The sequence below is a fragment of the Glutamicibacter sp. AOP38-B1-38 genome (genome assembly GCF_052377485.1).
In the GTDB taxonomy this organism is placed as follows: domain Bacteria; phylum Actinomycetota; class Actinomycetes; order Actinomycetales; family Micrococcaceae; genus Glutamicibacter.
This window is the reverse complement of sequence record NZ_JBQSWU010000012.1, coordinates 42932-66028: the sequence shown is the minus strand read 5'-3', so window position 1 is coordinate 66028 and position 23097 is coordinate 42932. Positions and strand designations below refer to the sequence as shown.

The following is a 23097-nucleotide window of genomic DNA, read 5'->3' as shown; positions in this document are numbered from 1 at the left end:
GAACAATGGCCGCCACCCCGCAAGGGGTGGCGGCCATCGTCATGAGGCTAGAAACTACTTATTGCGCAGTTCGAAGCGGTCGGCATCCATGAGCTTGGCCCATGCTGCGGCGAAGTCCTTGGCGAACTTCTCCTTGGCATCGTCCGCGGCGTAGACCTCGGCCAGTGCACGCAGCTCGGAGTTCGAACCGAAGACCAGATCAACGCGGCTGCCAACCCAGCGGCCGTCGGTGGTCGAGTAGGTCTTCTCCTCGGCGTCCGGGGTCCACTCGAGGCCCAGCTCCAACAAGTTCGCGAAGAAATCGTTGGTCAGCGCGCCCGGGGTTTCGGTGAAGACGCCGGTGTTCGAGCCGTCCCAGTTGTTGCCCAGTACGCGCAGGCCGCCGAGGAGCACGGTCGCCTCCGGGGCGGTCAAGCCCAGCAGGTTGGCGCGGTCCAGCAGCAGGTATTCAGAAGGCAGCTGCAGGAAGCCCGAATCGTAGTTGCGGAAGCCGTCGGCTACCGGCTCCAGCCAGGCGAACTGCTCCACGTCGGTCTGCTCCTGGGTTGCGTCAACGCGCCCCGGAGTGAACGGAACGTTTAGCTGCTGGCCGGCGGCCAGCGCTGCCTGCTCGACACCCACGTTGCCGGCCAGAACCACAACGTCGGCGAAGGAAGCCTTCACGGCCGAGGTCGCGTTGAATTCGGCAACGATGCTTTCCAGCGCCGCGATGACCGGCTTGAGCTGCTCAGGCTGGTTCACCGTCCAGGAAACCTGTGGTTCCAGGCGGATGCGGCCGCCGTTGGCGCCGCCACGCTTGTCCGAGGAGCGGAAGCTTGCTGCGGCCTTCCACGCGGTGGAAACCAGCTGCTGAACCGACAGCCCGGATTCGGCGATCAGGGACTTCAATGCGGCGATCTCGGTGTCACCCAGGGTGACCTCCGGAGCTGCCGGCAATGGATCCTGCCAGGTGAGGTCCTCAGCCGGAACTTCTGGGCCGAAGTAGCGGGACTTCGGGCCCATGTCGCGGTGGGTCAGCTTGAACCAGGCACGGCCGAAGGCATCGGCGAACTTCTCCTGGTTGTTCTTGAAGTCCTCCGAGATTGGACCGTAGATCGGGTCGAAGCGCAGCGCCAGGTCACTGGTCAGCATGCGTGGTTCGCGGCGTGCGGCTGCGTTGTGGGCCATTGGCACCATGTCGTCGCCTGCCCCGTCCTTCGGGCGCCACTGCTGCGCGCCGGCCTCGGAGTAGAACAGCTCCCACTCGTAGGCGAAGAGGATGTGGAAGAACTCGTTGTCCCAGCGGGTTGGGTGGTAGGTCCAAGTGACTTCCAAGCCCGAGCCGATGGTGTCATCGCCGTGCCCGGTGCCGAAGTCCGACTTCCAGCCCAGTCCCTGCATTTCCAGCGGAGCCGATTCCGGATCGCCGCCCTTGTGGGATTCGGCGCTGGCGCCGTGGGTCTTGCCGAAGGTGTGGCCGCCGGCGATCAACGCGACGGTTTCCTCGTCGTCCATGCCCATGCGGCGGAAGGTTTCGCGGATATCGATGGCCGAAGCCAATGGATCTGCCACGCCATCCGGACCCTCTGGGTTCACGTAGATCAGGCCCATCTGGACTGCTGCCAGTGGCGCCTCCAGATTGCGTGCGCCGGTGTAGCGTTCGCTCTCCAGCCAGACCTTCTCCGGACCCCAGTAAATGTCGTCGTCGGCTTCCCAAACGTCCTTGCGGCCGCCGGCGAAACCGAAGGTTTCGAAGCCCATGTCTTCAAGGGCCACATTGCCGGTCAGCACGATCAGGTCGGCCCAGGACAGCGACTGGCCATACTTCTTCTTGACCGGCCATAGCAGGCGACGTGCCTTGTCCAGGTTCACGTTATCCGGCCAGGAGTTCAATGGTGCGAAACGCTGCTGGCCGGCGCCTGCGCCACCGCGGCCGTCATGCGAGCGGTAGGTGCCCGCCGCGTGCCACGCCATGCGGATGAAGAACGGACCGTAGTGACCGAAGTCAGCTGGCCACCAGTCGTAGGACTTGGTCATCAGCTCGGCAATATCGGCCTTGACGGCAGCAAGATCCAGCGCCTCGAAGGCAGCGATGTAATCGAAGTCGGGATCCAGCGGGTTGGTGGCTTCCTGGTTCTTCGAAAGAATCTTCAGGTTGAGCTTATTTGGCCACCATTCGGTATTCGCATGACCCTGGGTAGGGTGAACGCGTCCGGCTCCTACTACTGGGCACTGACCTGCAGTCGTTTCTGACATGTAGTCTTCCTTCCGATAAGGGATTGGTTTGGTACTCCGTCTCCGTGCGCCGTTGGCCCGCGGAGACGAAAATTAGTTCCTTGCGGTACTTCTTTTCAGACAGTTCCCGTAGCCGGCTGCGCTGTCTTGGCTTGTTGGCAGTCCGGGCAGAGTCCCCAATAGATGACCTCTGCCTCGTCGATGCTGAAACCGTGGTGATCCGAGGCATGCAAGCAAGGTGCGGCTCCGACGGCGCAGTCCACGTCTGCCAGCGTTCCGCAATTGCGGCACACCACATGATGGTGGTTGTCCCCTACGCGGGTTTCGTACCGGGCGATATGCCCGTGGGGCTGAATTTGGCGGAGCAGTCCAAGGTTCGTGAGAAGCTTCAGCGAATCGTAGACCGCCTGGTGGGATACCAGCGGGTGTTCTTGGCGCACTGCCTCGATAATGGTTTCGGTATCCGCGTGGGGATGAGCTGTCACCGCGGCGAGCACCGCGACGCGCGGTCGGGTGACCCGCATCGATGCTTCGCGCAGCACCTTCTCGATTCCCTCGGATGTTGTCATGGTACTAGCTTGCCCTATTTATTTTGAATGAGTCAAGATAATTACTCGTGTCTTTTCGCTCCGCTGAAAATTCGTGGTCAGAAGCGGTTAAACGAATCTGGCCGACCTTCGCAATTGCGGATGAAGGTCGGCCAGATTTATTGGCGGCTAGGGACGAGCGCGGCAGATCTCGTTGAGCCGGGCAATGCATGGTTCATTTTGCAAGCTGGTGGTGTCCCCGAGCTTGGTGCCCTCAAAGAGCTGGGTCAGCAGGCGGCGCATGATTTTGCCCGAGCGGGTCTTGGGCACATCGGGGACCAGGACGATATCGCGTGGTTTGGCGATCGGCCCGATCTGCGTGGTGACGGTTGCGCGCAGCTCGGCGATGAACTGCTGCTGGCGGGCGAGCGTCTGCGCATCGGGTTGCGCCGCAACCAGCGAGGCATCCAGCGGCACCACGAACGCGGTAGCCGCATGCCCGGTCTGCTGATCCGGGGTCGGGCAGACTCCCGCCTCGACCACGCCTGGGTGGGTGACCAGTGCTGATTCGATCTCGATGGTGGACAGCCGGTGCCCGGAAATATTGATCACGTCATCGGTGCGTCCCAGGATGTAGATATCCCCATCCTCATCGAAACGCGCGCCATCCCCGGCCAGGAACCAGCCCTGCGCGGCGTACTGCTCCCAGTAGCTGGTGTAGTAGCGTTCCGGGTTTCCCCAGACCGTGCGGGCCATGGACGGGCCGGTCTGGGTGATCACGATATTTCCCTGCTCGTTGGGCCCCACGCGGCCGCCGGCGGCGTCCACGATGTCCACCGAAACGCCGGGCAGCGCCCGCGAAGCGCAGCCGGGCTTGAAGTGCTCGTCGGTAGGCAGCGGGGAGAGGACTGTCGCGCCGGACTCGGACTGCCACCAGGTATCGACCATCGGGATGCCGCCGGGGGTGCCGCGCCCCAGCTGAGCGCGCAGCCAGCGCCACGCCTCGGGGTTGACCGCCTCGCCCACGGTGCCGCCCACCCGAACCGAGGACAGGTCATAGTCGGCGGGAACCCCTTCGGGGAACCAGCCCATCAGCGAACGGACCAGGGTCGGCGCGGTGTAGTAGCTGGTGACCTTGTAGCGTTCGATGATCTCAAAGTGGCGGCCCGGGTGCGGTGCGTTGGGCACGCCCTCGTAGATCACCTGGGTGACGCCGTTGGCCAGCGGGCCGTAGATCTCGTAGGTGTGCGCGGTGACCCAAGCCAGATCTGCGGTGCACCAGTGCACGTCGCCCGCGCGCTGGGATTCGTCGGGGTTGCCGAACAGGAGATTGTGGCTGTACGCGGCCTGGGTCAGGTAACCGCCGGTGGTGTGCACCAGGCCCTTGGGCTGACCGGTGGTTCCGGAGGTGTACATGATGAACAGCGGCGTCTCGGCGTCAAAAGCCTGCGCCGCGTGCTCGGTGGACTGGGTTTCCACCGCCTCGTGCCACCACACGTCGCGTCCGGCGGTCCACGGGATCTCATCCCCGGTCCGGCGGATTACCAGAACCTTTTCGATGCTGTTTTCCCCGGATACCGCAAGGTCTGCGTTGGCCTTGACCGGAACCGAGGTGCCGCGGCGGAACTGGCCGTCGGTGGTGACCAGCAGCTTGGCCTTGGTGTCTTCCACCCGGAACTTCAACGCCTCCGCGGAGAAGCCGCCGAAGACCAGCGAATGGATCGCCCCGATGCGTGCACAGGCCAGGGTGATGACGATGGTTTCGATAAGCACCGGCAGGTAGATGACCACGCGGTCGCCCTTGGCCACGCCGAGCTCCTGCAGGGCGTTCGCCGCCTGGCTGACGCGCTCCTGGAGGTTCCGATAGGTCACCGCGATGCGGTCACCTGGCTCGCCCTCGAAGTAGAGGGCGACCTTTTCACCGTTGCCGGCTGCCACATGGCGGTCGGCGCAATTCACCGCGGCGTTGAGCTTGCCCCCCAGGTACCAGGAGATCTGCGGGCCGCGCTTGGCTTGTGCGTCTGCCGGGATGATCTGGCTGGTGGTGTGCCATGGGGTGTCCCAGTCAAGCAGGTTCGCCGCCTCGTCCCAGAACTCCTGGCGTGCCTCGGCGCTGGAGGGCTGATTTGTACTGGCCAATTCGGTGGTGGTCATTGCGGTCCTTGAAAAGTTTAGGGCGATTAATTTCGAGTCAGCGGAAGGCGCACTGAGCGTGTGGGTGCGCGGTACTTTATGGGAACGCCAAGAAAGTGCAATGTCGCATAGCGAGCCGTTGCGGGCAAGGCGAAATGAAAGCCATGATCATCTCCATCGTTCCTGGCGGTAGCACCGGTCACCGTTTGGTTTATTAACCGTGGGTGGTGGTTGCTGCGGCGTCACAGAGCCAGATCTCTTAGCCGCTCGGGATGGTTACACGACTATTACAGGCCTTCGAACGATTTCAATGCAAATCTTTCGTAACATGATAAATATTCGATAGATGCGTCACATCATCGTGATGTTTCGATTTTTATTTCACTAATCGCGTATTTGGCCGAAAAATCGCTAAACGCTAGGCATTGTGTTCGGCCGCGTTAGGCAAGTGCTGTCCTTGATGCATTTCAATCTCCATCCGTGCACGACGAAATGTGACTAACCGGGTTGAGGACGAAGTAGACCTCAGGCTACAAATGATTACGAACCATCCAGAGCGACCGAGAGATCTGGCTCGTCGACGTCGCAGCAACCACCCACCTAAATATTGGCGCGGGACGGTGCTACAGCCAGGACCGATGGAAAGAATTGAGGACTTTCGATGTCATTTGGCGATCCCGCTGGCGACTTTAATGCGCTCAGCGACCCGTCTATTGCGGGTAGCGCGGTGGAGCTTGACGACCTTCCACAGGAACTTCCTACCCGGCAGCTGCTGAAAATCACCCCGGGCCCCGGCGCTGACGAGCAGTATGAACGGCTTGCCGGCATTTTCCGTCCGGTGTTCGCACAGATCGCCGCCGGTGCAAGGGAACGCGACCGGCAGCGGATCCTGCCTTTCGAACAGGTTGGCTTGCTGAACCGTGAGCGCTTCGGTGCGCTGCGCCTGCCGGTTGCCGACGGCGGCCATGGGGCGCGCTTGAGCGATGTCTTCCGGTTGCTCATCGAATTAGCCGAGGCCGACTCGCATGTGGCTCAGCTATGGCGCGCGCATATTGCCTTCGTGGAAAATGCGGTGCGGCTGGAAGATGCGCAGCTCCGTAGCAAATGGGTTGCCCGAATCAGCTCCGGGCAGATCGTGGGCAACGCCTACACCGAGGAAGGCGGCAACGCCCTCGGGTTGCTCAACACCAAGGTCACCGAGGAGGGGTCGCGCTGGCTGGTCAATGGGCGGAAGTTCTATTGCACCGGCACCATCTTCGCCGACTGGACCACCGTAGCGGTGGCGCACCCGCAACTCCCAGGGCGCCAGATCGCGGTAGTTTCCACCCAGCACAGCGGCGTGAAAATCCTCGATGACTGGGATGGTTTCGGCCAACAGCTCACCGGTACCGGCAGCACCGAATTCCACGAAGTTCCGGTGGACACCTTCATGCCGGAGGATCCCACGGATCCGGAAGCCGCGATCTTCCAACTCGTGCTCATGGCGGTACAGGCCGGAATCGGACGGGCGGCACTGAACGACCTGCGCTCCTCCGTGCAGGCGCGTACCCGCAGTTTCAGCACCGGCACCGGAGTTCCGGTGCACCGCGAACCGCAGGTCTTGCAGCTCGTCGGGGAGGTTTCCGCCGAAATCTTCGCCGCGGAGTCCGTGGTCATGGGCGCGGTGCTGGAGGTCGAAGCGGCCATGGCCGACGCGAACCTGAACGCCGAGGAGCGCTTTGCCGTGTGCGAACTGGCGGCAAACCGTGCTCAGACGATCGTGCAGCCGCTGGTCATCGGAGCGACCAGCAAGCTCTTCGACGCGCTGGGTGCATCTTCCACTCGCAATAGCTGCAATATGGACCGCCACTGGCGCAACGCCCGAACCATCGCGACGCACAATCCGGCGATCTACAAGGCGCGCATCGTGGGGGACTACGAGATCAACGGCGTGCAGCCCCAACGGCTGTCCGTCACCGGCACGGTAACCGGAGCAAACCGGTTCGCCGGCAGCTAGGCAACACTCCTCGAACACAGATTTTTAGACTTACAAGATTTTTCTTCTATGGATAGGGGCACACCAATGAGCGAGAACAAGCGCGAAATCCTTTTTAACGCCTTCGATATGAACTGCGTGGTGCACCAGTCGCCGGGCCTCTGGCGCCACCCGGATGACAAGGCGTCGACCTACAACACCCTGGGCTACTGGACCCACCTGGCCAAGGTGCTGGAAAAGGGCAAATTCGACGGGCTGTTCCTCGCCGACGTGCTGGGCACCTACGACGTCTACAAGGGCGCCAACGAGACTCCGCTGCGCAGCGGAGCCCAGGCGCCGGTTAATGACCCGATGATGCTCGTCTCCGCGATGGCCGCGGTCACCGAGAACCTCGGCTTCGGCGTCACCGCCGGCACCGCCTATGAGCACCCTTATGCCTTCGCGCGCCGCCTGGCCACCCTGGACCACCTGACCAATGGCCGTGTCGGCTGGAATGTGGTCACCGGCTACCTGCCGTCGGCGGCCCGAAATATGGGCCAGGAAGACCAGATGGAGCACGACGAGCGCTACAACCACGCCGATGAGTACCTCGAAGTGGTCTACAAGCTGCTCGAAGGTTCGTGGGAAGAGGACGCGGTGCAGAACAACAAGGAATCCGGCGTCTACACCGACCATTCCAAAGTGCACCCGATCAATCACGAGGGCAAGTACTTCAAGGTTCCAGGCATCGCGATTACCGAGCCTTCCACCCAGCGTACCCCGGTGATTTACCAGGCCGGCGCGTCCAAGCGCGGCACCGAATTCGCCGCGTCGAACGCCGAAGCGATCTTCGTGAATTGCCCTACCCGTGACCTGCTCAAAGAAGCGGTCGCCAAGATCCGTGATGCTGCCGAGGCCGCAGGCCGTGGCCGCCACGACATCAAGATCTTCGCCATGCAGACCATCATCACCGCCGAAACTTCGGAACTTGCCCAGGCAAAGTTCGAGGACTACAGCTCCTACGTGGATATCGACGGCGCGCTGGCATTGCTTTCGGGTTGGACCGGCATCGACATGTCCGCTTACGGACCAGATGACGTGATTGGCGACGACGTGAAGTCCAACGCCATCCAGTCCTCGGTGGAAACCTTCAAGAAGGCCAGCGGTGATACCGGAAAGCCATGGACCATCCGGCAGCTGGCCGAATGGATCGGCGTGGGCGGATTCGGTCCGGTCTCCGTCGGTTCGGGTGCCGAGGTCGCCGAGAAGCTCATCGACTGGGTGGACTACACCGACGTGGATGGCTTCAACCTCGCCTATGCTGTCACTCCAGGTACCTTCGAGGACGTCGTCGAGTACGTGGTTCCCGAGCTTCAGGCACGCGGGGTCTACAAGACCGAATACACCGAGGGCTCGCTGCGCCACAAGTTGTTCGGCGCCGGCGACCGCGTGAAGGACACCCACCGCGCGGCCCAGTACAAGATCTCCAACCGATTGGCCACCAAGGCCTAAATCCTTGAAGATCAAGCGCTAGCAAAGCCAGCGAGTCCCCGCGAAATGTTGAATTCCGCGGGGACTCGCTGGCTTTAACGGCTATTTGGCCGGGTTCACCACCATGGCCGAACCGCCTCCGCGGCGGTTTGGTTCAGCCGCCGCGATCAAGGTCCCGTCTGCGGCGATTTCCACCGCCTCAACCGCACCGATCTCAGCCTGCGGGGTGAAGGAATCACCGGCGGCGGTGAGCTTGTGCCCGAAAGCCTCAAGCGCCGGCCCATAGGCCTCGATGAATTCGGGCTCCGCCGTCACCGCCGCGGTATTGCGCTGCGAGGCGCGCGGGGCCGCGATGGCTTCGCTCAGATCCATGCCCAGGTCAATGCGGTTCACCAGGGTCTGCAGCACCGTGGTGATGATGGTGGAGCCGCCGGGGGAGCCGATGGCGAGCATCGGTTCGCCATCGCGCAGCACGATCGTGGGCGCCATCGAGGAGCGCGGACGCTTGCCCGGCTCGATCCGGTTCGGGTCGGCGGGATCGTACACCGTGGAGAAATCGGTCAGCTCGTTGTTCAGCAGGAAGCCGCGCTCGGGCACCACGATGCCCGAGCCGCCGGTCTGCTCGATGGTCAGGGTGTAGGAGACGACGTTGCCCCAGCGGTCCACCACCGACAGGTGGGTGGTGGAGATGTTCTCGGTATCCTGCTCAACCACCGGCTCGCTGGTTGCCGCCGGGCACACTGCGTCATAGTCCTCGATGTCGCCCGGCGCCACCGGCTTCTCCGCGGCCTGTTCGGGGTTTACCGCGCACGCCCGGTCGACGCCGAAGAGCTTGTCGGTCAGCGTATCGGTGGGAACATCCACAAAGGCCGGGTCGCCGACAAATTTGCCACGGTCGGCGTAGGCCAGGGCCGTCGCCTCGAAGTAGTGGTGAAGCGCGGTGGGCCGCTCCATGCCGGCGAGGTCGAACTCGCCGAGAATATTCAGCGATTCACCGATGGTGGTTCCTCCGCTGGAGGATGGAGCCATGCCGTAAACATCGAGGCCGCGGTAGCTGACCTGGGTTGGCTGCTGCTCCACGACCTCGTAGTCCGCGAGATCGGCGGTGCTCACATAGCCAGCCGGAACCGGGAGTTCGGTGTCCGCGGACGTGGGCGGAGCCTGCACCGTCTGGGATATTTCTTCGGCCATTTCGCCCTGGTAGAACGCCGAGGGGCCCTGCTTCGCCAGCAACCGGTAGGTCTGGGCAAGATCCGGGTTCTTGAAGATGCTGCCAACGTGCGGCGCATCGCCATCAGGCAGGAATAGCTCGCTGGTGGAGCCGAAGGCTGCGAAGCGCTCCTTGTTATCCAGGGTCTGTTCGCGGAATGTTTCATCGACAACGAAGCCGCGTGAAGCTACCTGGGTCGCTGGGTGCAGAACTTTCTTCAGGCTTTGGGAACCCCAATTGTCCAGCGCGCGCTGCCAGGTGGCCAGGGTTCCGGGTACGCCGACCGCCACGCCGCTGGTCACCAGTTCGGGAGTGAAATTGTAGGGCTCGCCGGTTTCCGGATCGATGAAGGCATCTTGGGGCATTGCTGCCGGTGCGGTTTCCCGGCCGTCGATGGTGCTGATTTTTCCGGTTTTCGCGTCGTAGTACATGAAGTAGCCGCCGCCGCCGATGCCCGCACTATAAGGTTCGGTCACGCCTAGCGCGGCCGCCGTTGCGACCGCCGCATCAACCGCGTTGCCGCCTTTGCGCAGGATCTCGATTCCGGCGGCGGTCGCTTCCGGGTCTACGGAGGAGACTGCGCCGCCGCTGCCTTTGGCCGTAGGCGTTTTGTCGGTCGCCCTGGGATCGGCGCTGGCCGGAAGGGCGGTGAAAGTTCCCAGTCCCAGCGCCAGTGCCGCGGCGCTGGCGATAGCTCTCGTACTTGCTCGTGACATACTTTGATCTCCTGAAAAGGTGGGGATGAAGCAAGCGCCAATTTACGGGAGAAGCACCTGAGACTTAGGCTGTGACACGCGTCACCGCGCATGCTTGTCGCTCATTACGCTCAGGTGAAGACTTCACTAGCGTCGGATTCACCGCCGTCGCCTCAAGGGCTTCGGAGGGCATGCCGCCACCGCGGCAGCCAGCGATCCGGCCACCGAATACAGCAGCTTCGGTGGCCGGACTGCGTTTAGGCTAGGAGAATGAGCAATGAACCTACCTCCGAGCTGCCCCCGGTAGATCTCGCCGCCGCCGCGCAAATGTGGGCTGACTACCGAAACAGCTGTGCCACCGATCCGGGCGACTACGTGGTGGAATACTTCGGAGACAGCGCTGAGCTCGCCGAGGCACTGCTGCATCAGGTAACCCACGGGCAGAAACGTGCCACCTCAAGCCTTGAAAACGATTACCTTGCCGAGAACGAACCGCTTCCGCGGGTCGGTTCGCACTGGATCGCCTGCGACGGCTCCGGGACACCGAAAATTATCCTGCGTACCAGCGAGGTGACGCTGAAATCATTCGACCAGGTGGATGCAGATTTTGCCTTTGCCGAGGGCGAGGATGACCGTAGTCTGGCCAGCTGGCGCCGGGAACACGAAAAGTTCTGGAAACGGACGCAGCAGGCAGATTTCGCCAAGCAGTGGGAACCGGCAATGACCGGCGTGCCCGGTGAGCGGATCGTGTGCGAACGCTTCGAAGTGGTCTGGCCGCGCAGCTAGCTTCCAGGCACCTAATTCATCTCCACCTTTCGGTTCTGGAAGCTTGCTTTGCGTTCAGGCCCAGGGGCGTCCTCGCACCCGCCGAGTTCTCCTGAGTCAAGATGCGAATTCAGCGTCGTCACGTGGCGACATATGACGGGTGAGTCGCGCATTTATGGCCGGTTTTCCGCCGATCTGCGCACCGAGGTCGACTTCATGACGCGTATATAACGTCATGGTTGTTCACGAAGCGGGCACGGGCACAGACTGAAACTGTTCGATTCACCTATCGAATGGTAACCATCCAGAGCGACCGAGAGACCTGGCTCAACGACGTCGCAGCAACCACCCTCACGGGGCCGGTGCTACAGCCAGGACCGATGGAGCAGTCTGAAACACCGGCTTTGTTCCCGAGATTCAGAGCCTGGCGAAAGCCAGCGGCATCCTGAATCCGTGGATCGTCGCTGTTTGAGACTCTGCGCGGTGCCAGCACCAAGGAGAACAAATGCAAACGACGTTATCTGGACGATCACATGATTGAGATTCGCCAGCTGCATAAGCACTACGAAACGGCCCAGGGCCGTGTGGAGGTCCTCAAGGGGATCGACCTGGACGTTCAATCGGGGACAATCACCGCGGTGGTTGGGCCCTCAGGCGCCGGGAAGTCCACCTTGTCCCATTGCATCTCGCTGTTGGAAAAGCCCAGCAGCGGTCAGATCCTGGTAGAAGGCAAGGACTTGTCGGTGCTCTCTGGCAAAGAACTATGCGCCGAACGTCGTGCCATCGGCACGATCTTCCAGAACTCGGCCCTTTTGCGCCGCATGACGGTAGCCGAAAACGTTGCGTTGCCGCTGCGAAACCTGGGAGTAGTCCACCACGAGATGGAAAACCGGGTCGCTGAACTCCTGAATCGCGTAGGTCTGGCGGATTGGGCAAATTCGTACCCCGGAGAACTTTCCGGTGGCCAACGCCAACGCGTGGGCATTGCCCGAGCGCTGGCGCTGCGTCCGCGTCTGCTGCTCTCCGATGAAGCAACCTCGGGGCTCGACCCGGAATCCACCACGCAGGTGCTGGAACTGCTTGATTCCCTGCGCACCGACTTGGGCTTGGCGATTATCTTGATCACCCACGAGATGGATGTGGTGCGCCATATCGCCGACCGCGTCGCGCAACTCGATGGCGGTCGAATCGCCGAGTACGGCGAACTTCGAGGCCTGGTAGCGGATCCGGGATCGGTGACCGGTTCAAAGCTTCTGCCATTGCGCCCCGATCTGGTGCCCGCCGGCTACGACTTCACGCTGACCGTGGCCTACCAGGCGGCAAATGTGGACCCAGCCTGGATATCCCGGCTGGGAACCGAACATGGCGCGCGGGTCGCGCTGCTCGGTGGCTCCGTGGAAGCACACCACGAGGGAACGCTGGGCCGCGTTGAAATCGGTCTCGCGGGCATTGCCGCAGAACGAGCTATTGCCGTCTTGGCTGGATGGGGATTGCGCGCCACGCCACGATCCCAGCAGCTCCTCGCGAGTGTGGCCGACCGCGCGGAACGCATCGAGGTGGCGGTATGAGAATCCCAACCGAAAGCGCAGCGGTCGGTACCGACACCCCATGGAACGAACTGCCCGCCCTGATGCTTCCTGCCTATGGACAGACCTGGGCAATGGTCGGCATCGTGATGGTCTTGGTGATCATTTTTGGCGGCATCATGGGTTTGGCGCTGTTCAACACCGACCGGCAGGGTCTCTTTCCGCACGACAAGAGCCATGCGGCACTGAGCTGGTTCGTCAACATGGGACGCTCATTGCCGTTCCTGGTCTTGATGGCGGCGATTATTCCATTCACCAAATGGGTGACCGGAACCACCATCGGCATTTGGGCAGCAGTGGTGCCGATGACCATTGCGGGCATTCCCTTCTTCGCGCGGCTCGTGCAGAACGCGCTCAATGATCTGCCTAAGGAGAACCTGGCCGTCGGGCTGGTGACCGGTGGATCGCCGCTGCAAATCATCGGGGCAACCCAGATCCGTGAGGCGCTGCCCGCCCTGGCCTCCGCCGTCACGCTGAACACCATCTCGATGGTCGAGTATTCGGCCATCGCGGGAACCATCGGGGCCGGCGGCATCGGCTATCTGGCGGTCACCTACGGCTATCAGCGGTTCGACATGAATGTCATGCTTGCCACGATCCTTGCGCTCATTCTGACCGTGCAAGCAGTCCAATTCCTCGGCGATCGCATCGCCCGCGCGCTGGCCCGCCCCTAAGCGCCCTAGAACAAACGAGAAGAACATGACGACTTCACCCAAAGGCCATGACCATGGCTTCACTCTGCGTAAAAACACCGCGAAACTGCCTTGGACCATCGCGGCATGCGCGACCATTGTGGCGCTCGTCCTTGGCGCGTTGCTGGTTCAGCAAAAGTCCGCTCCAGCGCTCGCGTCCACCGAGCCCGGCAAAACGAATTTCAAGGTCCATTTTGAACCGGCAATGGCCGGGGAAGAGAAGATCCTGAAATTCGTGGCCGAGACCATCGCGCCGGATTATGGAATCGAGATAGAACCCATTGGGCTTCAGGATCCAATCCAGGCGAACCGCGCCGTGGCCGAAGGGCAGTTCGACGCGACCATCTTTGAACATGAGTGGTACATGCGGCAATCGGCAGAAGCCGCCGGCGTGGAATTGACGCCAACCGTTGAACTGTACCAATGGGGCTTCGGTCTGTATTCCACCCGCTACGAATCGGTCGAGGTTCTCCCCGAGGGGTCGACGCTGCTCCTGCCTAACGACGTCGCCAACCAGGGGCAAGCGCTTTGGCTCCTGGAGCGCGAGGGACTGCTCGGCCTGAACCCCGACATCGAACCGCGTACCGCGAAGATGGCCGACGTGGTTGACAACCCGCGCGGCTTCGAGCTGAAGGAAGCAGACCTCCTCGCCATGCCGCGCATGCTAGACGATGTGGATGCAGCCATCGGATACGTGTCGCAGTTCGATGCCGGAAAGGTCGGCCGCGACAAGGGAATCCTGTTCCCGGAACCGCCTAGAACCTTCGCCTCCAAGCTGATCTTCGGCACCGAGTTCTCCAAAACTGCCGATGCAGCCAAGCTAATCGAGGTGTTCTCCGATCCAAGACTGCAGGAATACCTGAAGAACACCGAGGATCCGTTGGTCCAAGGAGTGCTGACTCCGGTATCCGCCGAGTAGGGCCGCTCACTGGAACTATGCGAACGGCCAGCCTGAACCAGAGAGGTTCGGGCTGGCCGTTCGCTTTTATCCCGAATGTTTCGTTGGCGAGCGAGCAAATCCACCCTTGATCACGCGGGGCCGGGGATACTGCTGTCAAGGAAATCTTTTCAGCAGCGTCACGAACTGACTTATGACGATTAGTGACCGGCTTCAGGGCCTGTATTAGTCCCAAAGTGTGTATTGGGATGACTTCGTGACGCGCATATAACGTCATGGTTGGTCACACCGCACCTGCGCGCGCAGACTTAAATTGTTCGGCAAAGACACCGAATGATAACCATCCAGAGCGACCGAGAGACCTGGCTCGTTGACGTTGCAGCAACCATCCCGGCAGGGAGCGGTGCTAAGGCCAGGACCGATGGAGATTGCTAGATTTCGCAACGGTCCGCACAGGGGAGAAGTCTGCCTTCTTCCCGCCCCGCAATACCGCGGCAGGATCGGGATTTCGGCGTAATCCTCGGGAACTTACCGAGAGGAACACCAGAAAATGCGCAACACACCACTGAGCCTGAAGGCCGCGGCACTACTCGCAGTTCTAGGTCTTTCGCTGACCGCCTGCGGCGGCAACAGCGCATCCACCGCGGGGAGCTCCGAGCCGGCAGCTTCCGCGGAAGCAGGCACGCCGGTAGCGGGCGGAACCTTCACCTTTGCCGAGGTAACCCCGATCAACAACTGGCAGACCCAGGCCGCTCGCTTCTACGAGAAGGCGAATGTGCTGAACTCGGTGCTGGACCGGTTGACCTATTTTGATACCGAGTCCGGCAAGCTCGTAGGCTGGATCGCCTCCGAGTTCACCGCCAATGAGGCACAGACCGAATTCACCTTCACCATTCGTGATGGCGTCACCTTCTCGGACGGCACGGCCCTGGATGCCGAAGCGGTCAAGGAAAATCTGGACGCGCTGGGCTTAGGCGTGAAATCCGCGCAGATTCAACCGAACGTCGACTTTTCAGCCTACAAGGGCTCCGCGGTCGTCGGCGAGGACCAGGTCAAGGTGACCTTGAAACGCCCGGATGCGAATTTCCTGCGCTCCACCTCCTCGGTGACCGCCGGGCTGGTATCCCCGGGCACCCTGGAACTGGACAATGCAGGGCAAACCGCAATATCGCAGATCGTCGGTTCCGGACCGTTCGTCTTCGAGTCCGAAAAGCCAGATGAAGAGGTCGTCTTCACCAGCCGCGATGACTACGCCTGGGCCCCGGAAACCGCAGCAAACCAGGGCGACGCGTACCTTGAAAAGCTGGTCGTCAAGTACCTGCCAGAAGTTGCCCACCGGGCCGGCGCGGCGCAGTCCGGCCAGGTCGATTTGGTCCGCGGACTGCAGCCCGTTGACGAAGAGGTGCTCAGCGCCGGAGGCGGGCAGATCTTCGCCGCCCAGGGCGTGGACCTGACGACCAACCATGCCGCGATTCGAATCGGTTCGGGCAAGCTGGCCGAGACCAAGGTGCGCCAGGCGTTGCAGGCGGGAATCGACCGCCAGGCGCTGAAGGACACGGTCCTCTCGGACAGCTACGTGCTCGCAGGTTCGATCCTCAACCACCAGGCACCGGGCTTCGTGGACCTGTCTGCCGAGCTCGGCTATGACCCGGAGAAGTCCAAGGCCTTGCTTGAAGAAGCCGGCTGGAGCGTTGGCGCGGACGGGATCCGTGAGAAGGACGGCAAGAAGCTTGAAATCACGGTGGCCAGCTCGAATAACTCCGTGGTCATCAAGCCAGCCTTCGAGCTGATCGAACAGCAATGGCGGGAGATCGGAGTGCAGCTGGTCAACCGTGCTGCGGACAATTCATTTTTGACCAACGCCATGGTCGATGACCAGATCGAATTCTTCGGAACCCGCCAGTTCGCCTACGGCGGCCTGGGGCCGGTCTACGCGCCGGCGACAAATAACCAGACGCTGAACGCCGACAAGGAACTGAACGAATTGTTCACCCGCGAGCAGGCGGCGACCACCGAAGAAGAGCATCTGAAGCTCGTCGGCGAGGAGCAGCGCGCGCTGGTACTGGACAAGGCACTGACCCTCGTGTTGTGGGACGAAGTGCAGGTGTACGGCGCCAACAAGGACGCGCACATCGACTTCACCTCCGGCACCGCACCAATCTTCCAGGGCGCCTGGAAGAGCAACGGCTAAAGGAACTCATCATGGGTGGATACATCGCTCAACGCATCGGTCAGGCACTGCTGGTGATCCTGCTGGCCTACACCGCGGTCTTCCTCGCGGTGCAGGCCCTGCCGAACGACCCGGTCACGATCTTCCTCTCCGCCGACTCGTCCGCGGATCCGGCAACGATCGCGCAGATGAAGGCCTACTACGGCTATGACCAGCCGCTGATCGTGCAGTACTTCACCCAGCTCGGTGCGCTGCTGACCGGGGATCTGGGCTATTCCCTGTCCTCCGGCTCGGCGGTGTCCACCCGTATCGGCGAGGTCATCGGCTCCACGCTGGTGCTCGCCGGGAGCGCCTTCGCCCTGGCGCTGGTGCTGGCGGTCGCGCTGACCGCCGCCGCCAGCCTGTCGCGCCGCACCCGGGTCCGCAACGCCCTGCTGAATCTGCCACCGCTGATGATTTCCATCCCGGTGTTCTGGCTCGGACTGGTGCTGCTTCAGGTGCTCGCGGTGCAGCTCGGGGTGATGTCGCTGTTCCCGGACGGCTCGTTCCTCTCGCTGGCGGTGCCGATCCTCGTTCTGGCCATCCACCTCAGCGCACCCATCGCCCAGGTGCTGATCAAGAGCGTGCACGAGGTCAACACTCAGCCCTTCGTCGACGTCTTGCGGGCCAAGGGCGCCAGCGAGGCGTGGATCTTCTACCGGCACACGCTGAAAAACGCCGCACCGGCGGCGCTATCCATTGCCGGGATCACCATCGGCACGCTGCTCGCCGGTTCCGTCATCACCGAGACGGTTTTTGCCCGCGCCGGCCTGGGCCAGCTGGTGCTGCAGGCGGTCACGGTACAGGACATCCCGCTGGTGCAGGGACTGGTGCTGCTCACCGCCGCCGCCTTCACCGCGGTAAATCTGCTCGTCGACCTGATCCACCCGAAGCTTGATCCACGCATCATCACCTCCCACGCCGGTTCGCCTCGCGCGCTGGCGGCCTAGGGAAAGGAACCGATCATGAGTCTTTTGACCGAACGAGGCAACCCGGCCGTGGAGCTGGCCCCTGGCAGCGCGCTCCAACCGGAGCATGGCGCCACGCCCAGAACCACGCTGCTTGGCTGGTTGCGGAACTGGTGGGTGCTCCTCCCGCTGGCGCTCCTGCTCGCCTGGGCGGTATTGCCGGGGCTGTTCACCGGACAGGACCCGCTCACCGGGGTGCCGCAGCAGAAGCTCGCGGAACCGTCGCTGGCTCATCCCTTCGGAACCGACCACCTGGGGCGCGACGTCTATGCCCGGGTGGTCCACGGCACCAGCCAGACGCTGCTGACCGCCGGGCTGGCCTGCCTGATCGGCAGCGTGGTGGGCAGCCTGCTGGGTCTGCTCGCCGCCACCGCCGGCCGTTTCGCCGACTCGGTCGCGATGCGGTTCGTCGACGTGGTGCTGGCGGTGCCGGCCTTCCTGATCGCGCTGATCCTGGTCACCGCGACCGAACCCGGTCCATTCTCGCTGGGGCTCGGCGTGGGCATCGCCTCGATCGCGGCCTTCGCACGGCTTGTCCGCACCGAGGTGCTGCGCGTACGTTCGCGCGACTTCGTGCAGGCGGCGCTGATGAGCGGTGGCGGCTACCTCACCGTGCTGCGCCGCCATATCATCCCGCATGTGATCGGCCCGGTGCTCGCCCTCTTGGCGGTCGACCTGGGGGCGGCGATCCTGGCGATCTCCGGGCTTGGTTTCCTGGGGTTCGGCTCGCCGCCGCCAACACCCGAATGGGGGCTGCTGATCTCCGAAGGCCGCCAATACCTCACCGTCGCCTGGTGGCTGACCACCCTGCCGGGGCTGGTGATCGTCGCGGCAGTGATGCTCACCGCCGTGCTCGGCCGCGCAATCAACAAGGCATTCCGCTTCTAACCGGCACCGGGTACCCAAATTTGTGAAGGGATCAGATTATGACTACCAAGAACACCGGCACCAACCCGGTCGTGCGCATCGAGGATCTTTCGGTGCGGTACGCCCAAGGCACCCTCGCCGCGCAGGGGATCAACCTCGAAATCCCGGCCGGGCAGATCGTGGCAATCGTTGGCGAATCGGGTTCGGGGAAATCGACGCTGACCAAGGCGCTGATCGGGCTGCTTCCCCAGGACGCCAGCACCACCGGCAGCATCCGCTTTGGCGGCACCGAAGTCACCGCGCTGAGCTTGCGTCAATGGCGCGATATCCGGGGCGCCGGTATCGGGCTGGTCCCGCAGGACCCGGGCGCCTCGCTTGACCCGGTGAAGACCATCGGCTCGCAGCTCATCGAGGTGTTCCGCCTGCACCCGACCCGTTCGGTGCCCAAGAACCGGTGGCGTGAAAAAGCCATCGAACTGCTCGGCAGCGTCGGGATCGACCGGGCGGAGCAACGCCTGAGCCAGTACCCGCACGAGCTATCCGGCGGGCTGAAGCAACGCGTGCTGATCGCCATCGCCTTCGCGCTGAATCCGCAGCTGCTGATCGCCGACGAGCCAACCAGCGCACTGGATGTCACCGTGCAGCGCACGGTGCTTGAAGTCTTCGTGTCCCTGGCCCGGCAGAAGGGGACCACCGTCCTGTTCGTCACCCACGACCTCGCCGTAGCTACCGACATTGCCGACCGGGTGCTGGTGATGAACGGTGGCGAGGTGCTCGAAGACCGTTCGGTCCGCGAGCTGATTGCCAGCAGCACCAATGACTACACCAAGGCCCTGCTCGATCAGGCGTACGCCACCAACCAGCGCCGAGACACGGCCGAAATCAGCGACGTGGCGATTCGCGTGACGGACCTCGGCAAGGAGTTCGGCCAGGGCTCCAAGGCACATCAGGCGGTCCAGCAGGTCAGCTTCGAGGTGGCTCGCGGCACAACCTTCTCGCTGGTTGGAGAGTCGGGATCAGGAAAGTCGACGACTGCCAAAATCATCATGGGGCTGCTTGGCGCAAGCCAGGGCAGCGTCGAGGTGAACGGCCAGGACATCAGCTCAATCGGCGGCAAGCAGCGCTATGCGTTGTGGCGCGAGGCGCAACTGGTTTACCAGAACCCCGACTCGGCTCTGGACCCCCGCCAATCGGTCCGTTCGGTCATCCAAGAGCCGATGCGCAACTACAAGCTTGGCGATGCCGCCTGGCGCGAAGCACGCACGAGCGAGCTGATGGCGCAGGTGAATCTCGCCCCGGAACTGGCCGGCAAGCGCTCGCCGGAACTTTCCGGGGGCCAGCGCCAACGCGTGGCCATCGCCCGCGCCCTGGCCAGCGGCGCGAAGATCCTGGTCCTCGACGAAGCATTGAGCGCGCTCGATGTGCTCACCCAGGAACAAATCCTCAACTTGCTCGATCGGCTCCAGACCGAACAGCAATTGACCTACCTGTTCATCTCCCATGACCTGCACGTGGTCGAACGGATCAGCCACCGGGTGGGCGTGATGCGCCGCGGCGAACTGGTGGAAACCGGAACCGTCGAGCAGGTGTTCTCCAACCCCCGCCATGAATACACGCGCACCCTGCTCGCGGCGAACCCCGGCGCGGTGCTGCGCGAATTCGAGCACCTGCGCAGCGCCTGAACGGCAGAATCATCCCAGACAGATTTCCAGTGAAAAGGAATGAGAAGCACATGAGCATTGACCTCAGCCAAACCCTGAGCCCCGAAGCCACCTACCAGCGCCTGGCTGAGCGTTTCGCTCCGGTCTTCGCCCGCGTGGGCGAAGGCGCTACGCAGCGCGAGCAGCAGCGGATCCTGCCCTTCGAGCAGGTGCAGTGGCTCAAGGACGCCGGCTTCACCACGTTGCGTGTGCCGCGCAGCCACGGCGGGGAACCGGTCAGCCACGAGCATCTTTTCCGGCTGCTGATCGAATTGGCCTCCGCGGATTCGAACGTCGCCCACCTGCTGCGCAGCCACTTTTCCTTTGTCGAAACCATCGCGCTGCAGCCCCAAGAATTCCAGGACCGCTGGTTCCCCCGCGTGCTCGCCGGCCAGATCTTCGGCAATGCGGCCACCGAACGAGGCGGCAATGCGCTGGGAACCACCAACACCCGTTTGAGCCAGAGAGCTGGAGGCTGGGTGCTCAACGGAGAAAAGTACTACACCACCGGCTCGATCTTCGCCGATTGGGTGGTCGTGATGGCCTCCACCGACGGAGTCGAAGGGCGCCAGTACGCGATCGTTGACCGCCACGGCGAAGGGGTGGAGATCCTTGACGATTGGGATGGCTTCGGCCAGCCGCTGACCGGTACCGGAACCGGCATTTTCACCGATGTTCCCGTTGATGAGGCAAATATCCTGCAACGCAAGGTCGCCTCCACGCTGGAGCCCGCGTTCTTCCAGCTTTGCCTGCTCGCGGTACTCGTCGGCATCGGCAAGGCAGCCCGCGACGAGGCCGCCCGCATCGTGGAAACTCGCACCCGGACCTTCAACACCGGCTCCGGAGAATTGTTCCGCAACGATCCGCAGATTCAGGAACTGGTGGGCCGGCTTGCGGCGAACGTATACGCCGCGGAAGCTATTGTGGTCACCGCGGCCCGCGAACTGGATGCCGCCCACGACCCGGCGCTGAACCTGGATGACGAAGCCGCCTTCCTGCGCGCGGAGATCGCGGTGCAGCAGGCACACGTCGTCACGCCCAAGCTGGTGCTTGATGCGACGAGCGAACTGTTCGACGTCACCGGCGCCTCGGCGGTGTCCACCAGCAAGTCGCTGGACCGCTACTGGCGCAACGCACGCACCGTCGCCACGCACAATCCGGTGGCATTCAAGGCCCGCTCGGTAGGCGACTACTTCATCAATGGCACGATTCCGACCGGCCTGAACTCAATCGGCGAAGCCAAGGGAGCAAAGTAAAATGGGTACCTTCGAAACACGGCCACGCTTCATCCTCTCGGCATTCCTGATGAATACTTCTAGCCATATCCTCGGCGGAATGTGGCGTCATCCGGAAGCGCAGCAGGACCGGTTCCATGAGCTGGGGCTTTGGGTGGATCTGGCCAAGAAGCTCGAAGATGCGAAATTCGACAACCTGTTCTTCGCCGACGTGGCCGGACTGTACGCAGATCACGAGGGCGGTTGGGCCTCCCTGGCACGCAAGGGAATGCAAATCCCGAGCCACGACCCGCTGGTGCTGCTTTCGGCGCTAGCCGCCAGCACCAAGGAGATCGGGCTGGCGATGACCAGTTCGGTCGTCCAGTCCCACCCATTCCAATTCGCACGCCAGATCTCCACGCTGGACCATCTCTCCCAAGGACGCGTGGCATGGAATATCGTGACCAGCGTGCTGGAGAACTCGCACCGCAATTTCGGCGCGAAGAACCTCATGGCCCACGATGACCGTTATGGGTGGGCCGAGGAATACGTCGATGCCGCCTACAAGCTCTGGGAAGGCTCATGGGAAGACGATGCGCTGAAGGCCGACAAGGAATCCGGAATTTACGCCGATCCGGCGCGCATTAACAAGATCAATCACCGCGGCGAGATCTATTCGATCGATGGCCCGCATCAGGCGATTCCCAGCGCCCAGCGCACACCATTCCTCTTCCAGGCGGGTTCCTCGCCTCGTGGAAGCCAGTTCGCAGCCACCCATGCGGAGGCGACGTTCCTCTTCGCCCCGCATCCGGCGTATGTGGCCAAAAAGGTCGCCTCGTTGACGCAGAACCTCAACGCCGCGGGCCGAAGCCGCGAGGATCTCAAGGTCTTTGCAGGTCTTTCCTTCGTGGTCGGTTCCACCGAGGCGGAGGCCAAAGCGCTGGAAGCCGAATACGACCAGTACCTTGATCCGCATGCGATCATCGCTCACATCGGTGGCGGCATCGGCGTGGATTTGGGCGGGTTGGATTTGGACACCCCTCTTGGCGAGGTGAAAACCGAGGGCGCCCAAGGAGTCCTGGAAGCCGCACTGGCTTCCACCCCGGGCCGCAACCCGACGCTGCGCGACCTCGCGCACTACCGGGCCAAAGCCCAGCAGATTGTGGGAACCCCGGAACAGATCACCGACAAGCTGCTCGAATGGCAGGATGCGGGGATCGACGGGCTGAATGTCATCAACCACATTTTGCCGGGCTCCTATGACAACTTCATCGAGGGGCTGCTTCCCGAGCTGCAGCGTCGCGGATTAGCGCAGACCGAATATGCTCCGGGCAGCCTGCGTGCGAAGGTTTTTGGACGCGGAGACAAGCTTCCGGAGAACCACCCCGCGGCGCAGTACCGTGGCGCCTTCGGAGAGTTCTCCGCGACGAACACCGAAACGGCGCTCCAGCATTAGAACGCAAACCGTTTAGGCCGCCGGGGCAGGCTGTGCACCGGCGGTCTTTACGTATCCATTCCCTGTAGGGTGACGAGCATGGACGAAAACCAGGTTAATGATCCCGAGCTCATCCGCCGGTTATTGACGACTCCGGCACGCTGGGCGGTGGTGGGTTTGAGCGCCAACCCGCATCGCGTGGCGCCGTCGATTGCCCGGTACCTGCGCGACGAGTTGGGCATGGAGATCGTTCCGGTGTCCTTGCGCGCAGAGAATGCGCTCGGCGAACAAGGCTATGCCAAGCTCGCCGATATCCCAGGAAAGATCGATGTGGTGAACTGCTTTGTGAACTCGCATAAGGTGGGTGACGTTGTCGACCAGGCGATCAGCGTTGGAGCGTCAGCCATCTGGATGCAATTGGGCGTCAGAGACGACGCGGCTGCTCAACGGGCCAAGGATGCCGGCCTGGAAGTTGTCATGGATACCTGCCCGAAAATTGAGTATCCGCTGCTCTGAAAAGTAGACCTCGCCAAAGTCCG

General features: G+C 62.6%; 17 protein-coding genes and 4 riboswitches. Of the genes, 13 read left to right on the top strand and 4 right to left on the bottom strand.

Features of this window, described 5'->3' with window-relative positions; genetic code table 11:
• Positions 1–54 precede the first annotated feature (54 nt).
• The 3 genes from katG to acs all read right to left on the bottom strand — a co-directional run bounded on the left by katG (position 55) and on the right by acs (position 4895).
• Positions 55–2235 carry a catalase/peroxidase HPI gene (gene katG / locus ACT3TP_RS08815; RefSeq protein ID WP_096285707.1) on the bottom strand — a complete coding sequence of 727 codons (2181 nt, stop codon included), beginning with the start codon at positions 2233–2235 and terminating at the stop codon, positions 55–57.
• 95 nt (positions 2236–2330) lie between these two features.
• On the bottom strand, positions 2331–2783 hold the full coding sequence (locus ACT3TP_RS08810; protein ID WP_105569773.1) for a Fur family transcriptional regulator: 453 nt from the start codon (positions 2781–2783) through the stop codon (positions 2331–2333).
• A 147-nt stretch (positions 2784–2930) separates the two neighbouring features.
• Entirely contained in the window at positions 2931–4895 is a 1965-nt protein-coding gene (gene acs, locus ACT3TP_RS08805; protein WP_105649857.1) for an acetate--CoA ligase, read from the bottom strand.
• A 150-nt stretch (positions 4896–5045) separates the two neighbouring features.
• Positions 5046–5153, bottom strand: a riboswitch (SAM riboswitch).
• Between the two features lie 265 nt (positions 5154–5418).
• Positions 5419–5519, top strand: a riboswitch (SAM riboswitch).
• A gap of 16 nt (positions 5520–5535) precedes the next feature.
• Here acs and ACT3TP_RS08800 point away from each other — a divergent pair.
• Positions 5536–6870 (top strand): acyl-CoA dehydrogenase, encoded by a 1335-nt coding sequence (locus ACT3TP_RS08800; protein WP_105553534.1) that lies wholly within the window; start codon positions 5536–5538, stop codon positions 6868–6870.
• 66 nt (positions 6871–6936) lie between these two features.
• Positions 6937–8340 carry an LLM class flavin-dependent oxidoreductase gene (locus ACT3TP_RS08795; RefSeq protein WP_444620422.1) on the top strand — a complete coding sequence of 468 codons (1404 nt, stop codon included), beginning with the start codon at positions 6937–6939 and terminating at the stop codon, positions 8338–8340.
• An 81-nt stretch (positions 8341–8421) separates the two neighbouring features.
• Here ACT3TP_RS08795 and ggt read toward each other — a convergent pair whose 3' ends face one another.
• Entirely contained in the window at positions 8422–10245 is a 1824-nt protein-coding gene (ggt, locus tag ACT3TP_RS08790) for a gamma-glutamyltransferase (RefSeq protein WP_444620421.1), read from the bottom strand.
• A 249-nt stretch (positions 10246–10494) separates the two neighbouring features.
• Here ggt and ACT3TP_RS08785 point away from each other — a divergent pair, with 249 nt between their 5' ends.
• The 11 genes from ACT3TP_RS08785 to ACT3TP_RS08735 all read left to right on the top strand — a co-directional run bounded on the left by ACT3TP_RS08785 (position 10495) and on the right by ACT3TP_RS08735 (position 23074).
• Positions 10495–11010, top strand: coding sequence for an ASCH domain-containing protein (locus ACT3TP_RS08785; RefSeq protein ID WP_444620420.1), 516 nt, complete (start codon positions 10495–10497; stop codon positions 11008–11010).
• 276 nt (positions 11011–11286) lie between these two features.
• Positions 11287–11376: riboswitch (SAM riboswitch) on the top strand.
• Between the two features lie 146 nt (positions 11377–11522).
• Entirely contained in the window at positions 11523–12557 is a 1035-nt protein-coding gene (locus tag ACT3TP_RS08780; protein WP_096285688.1) for a methionine ABC transporter ATP-binding protein, read from the top strand.
• Positions 12554–13249, top strand: coding sequence for a methionine ABC transporter permease (locus tag ACT3TP_RS08775; protein WP_096285686.1), 696 nt, complete (start codon positions 12554–12556; stop codon positions 13247–13249). Before ACT3TP_RS08780 ends, ACT3TP_RS08775 begins: the two co-directional genes overlap by 4 nt.
• Positions 13250–13274: 25 nt before the next feature.
• Positions 13275–14186, top strand: a complete 912-nt coding sequence (locus ACT3TP_RS08770; RefSeq protein WP_096285684.1) for a MetQ/NlpA family ABC transporter substrate-binding protein — start codon at positions 13275–13277, stop codon at positions 14184–14186.
• A 316-nt stretch (positions 14187–14502) separates the two neighbouring features.
• Positions 14503–14593, top strand: a riboswitch (SAM riboswitch).
• Between the two features lie 122 nt (positions 14594–14715).
• Complete coding sequence (locus ACT3TP_RS08765) at positions 14716–16356, top strand: ABC transporter substrate-binding protein (RefSeq protein WP_444620419.1); 1641 nt, start codon at positions 14716–14718, stop codon at positions 16354–16356.
• A gap of 11 nt (positions 16357–16367) precedes the next feature.
• On the top strand, positions 16368–17324 hold the full coding sequence (locus ACT3TP_RS08760) for an ABC transporter permease (RefSeq protein ID WP_096285679.1): 957 nt from the start codon (positions 16368–16370) through the stop codon (positions 17322–17324).
• Between the two features lie 15 nt (positions 17325–17339).
• Positions 17340–18230, top strand: coding sequence for an ABC transporter permease (locus ACT3TP_RS08755; RefSeq protein WP_105553529.1), 891 nt, complete (start codon positions 17340–17342; stop codon positions 18228–18230).
• Positions 18231–18268: 38 nt separating this feature from the next.
• Positions 18269–19891, top strand: a complete 1623-nt coding sequence (locus ACT3TP_RS08750; RefSeq protein ID WP_096285675.1) for an ABC transporter ATP-binding protein — start codon at positions 18269–18271, stop codon at positions 19889–19891.
• 50 nt (positions 19892–19941) lie between these two features.
• Positions 19942–21165 (top strand): acyl-CoA dehydrogenase family protein, encoded by a 1224-nt coding sequence (locus ACT3TP_RS08745; RefSeq protein WP_096285673.1) that lies wholly within the window; start codon positions 19942–19944, stop codon positions 21163–21165.
• A 1-nt stretch (position 21166) separates the two neighbouring features.
• The gene (locus ACT3TP_RS08740) at positions 21167–22579 is read left to right on the top strand and encodes an NtaA/DmoA family FMN-dependent monooxygenase (RefSeq protein WP_096285671.1); all 1413 of its coding nucleotides are present in this window, start codon (positions 21167–21169) and stop codon (positions 22577–22579) included.
• 78 nt (positions 22580–22657) lie between these two features.
• Positions 22658–23074, top strand: a complete 417-nt coding sequence (locus ACT3TP_RS08735; protein ID WP_444617155.1) for a CoA-binding protein — start codon at positions 22658–22660, stop codon at positions 23072–23074.
• Positions 23075–23097: the final 23 nt, after the last annotated feature.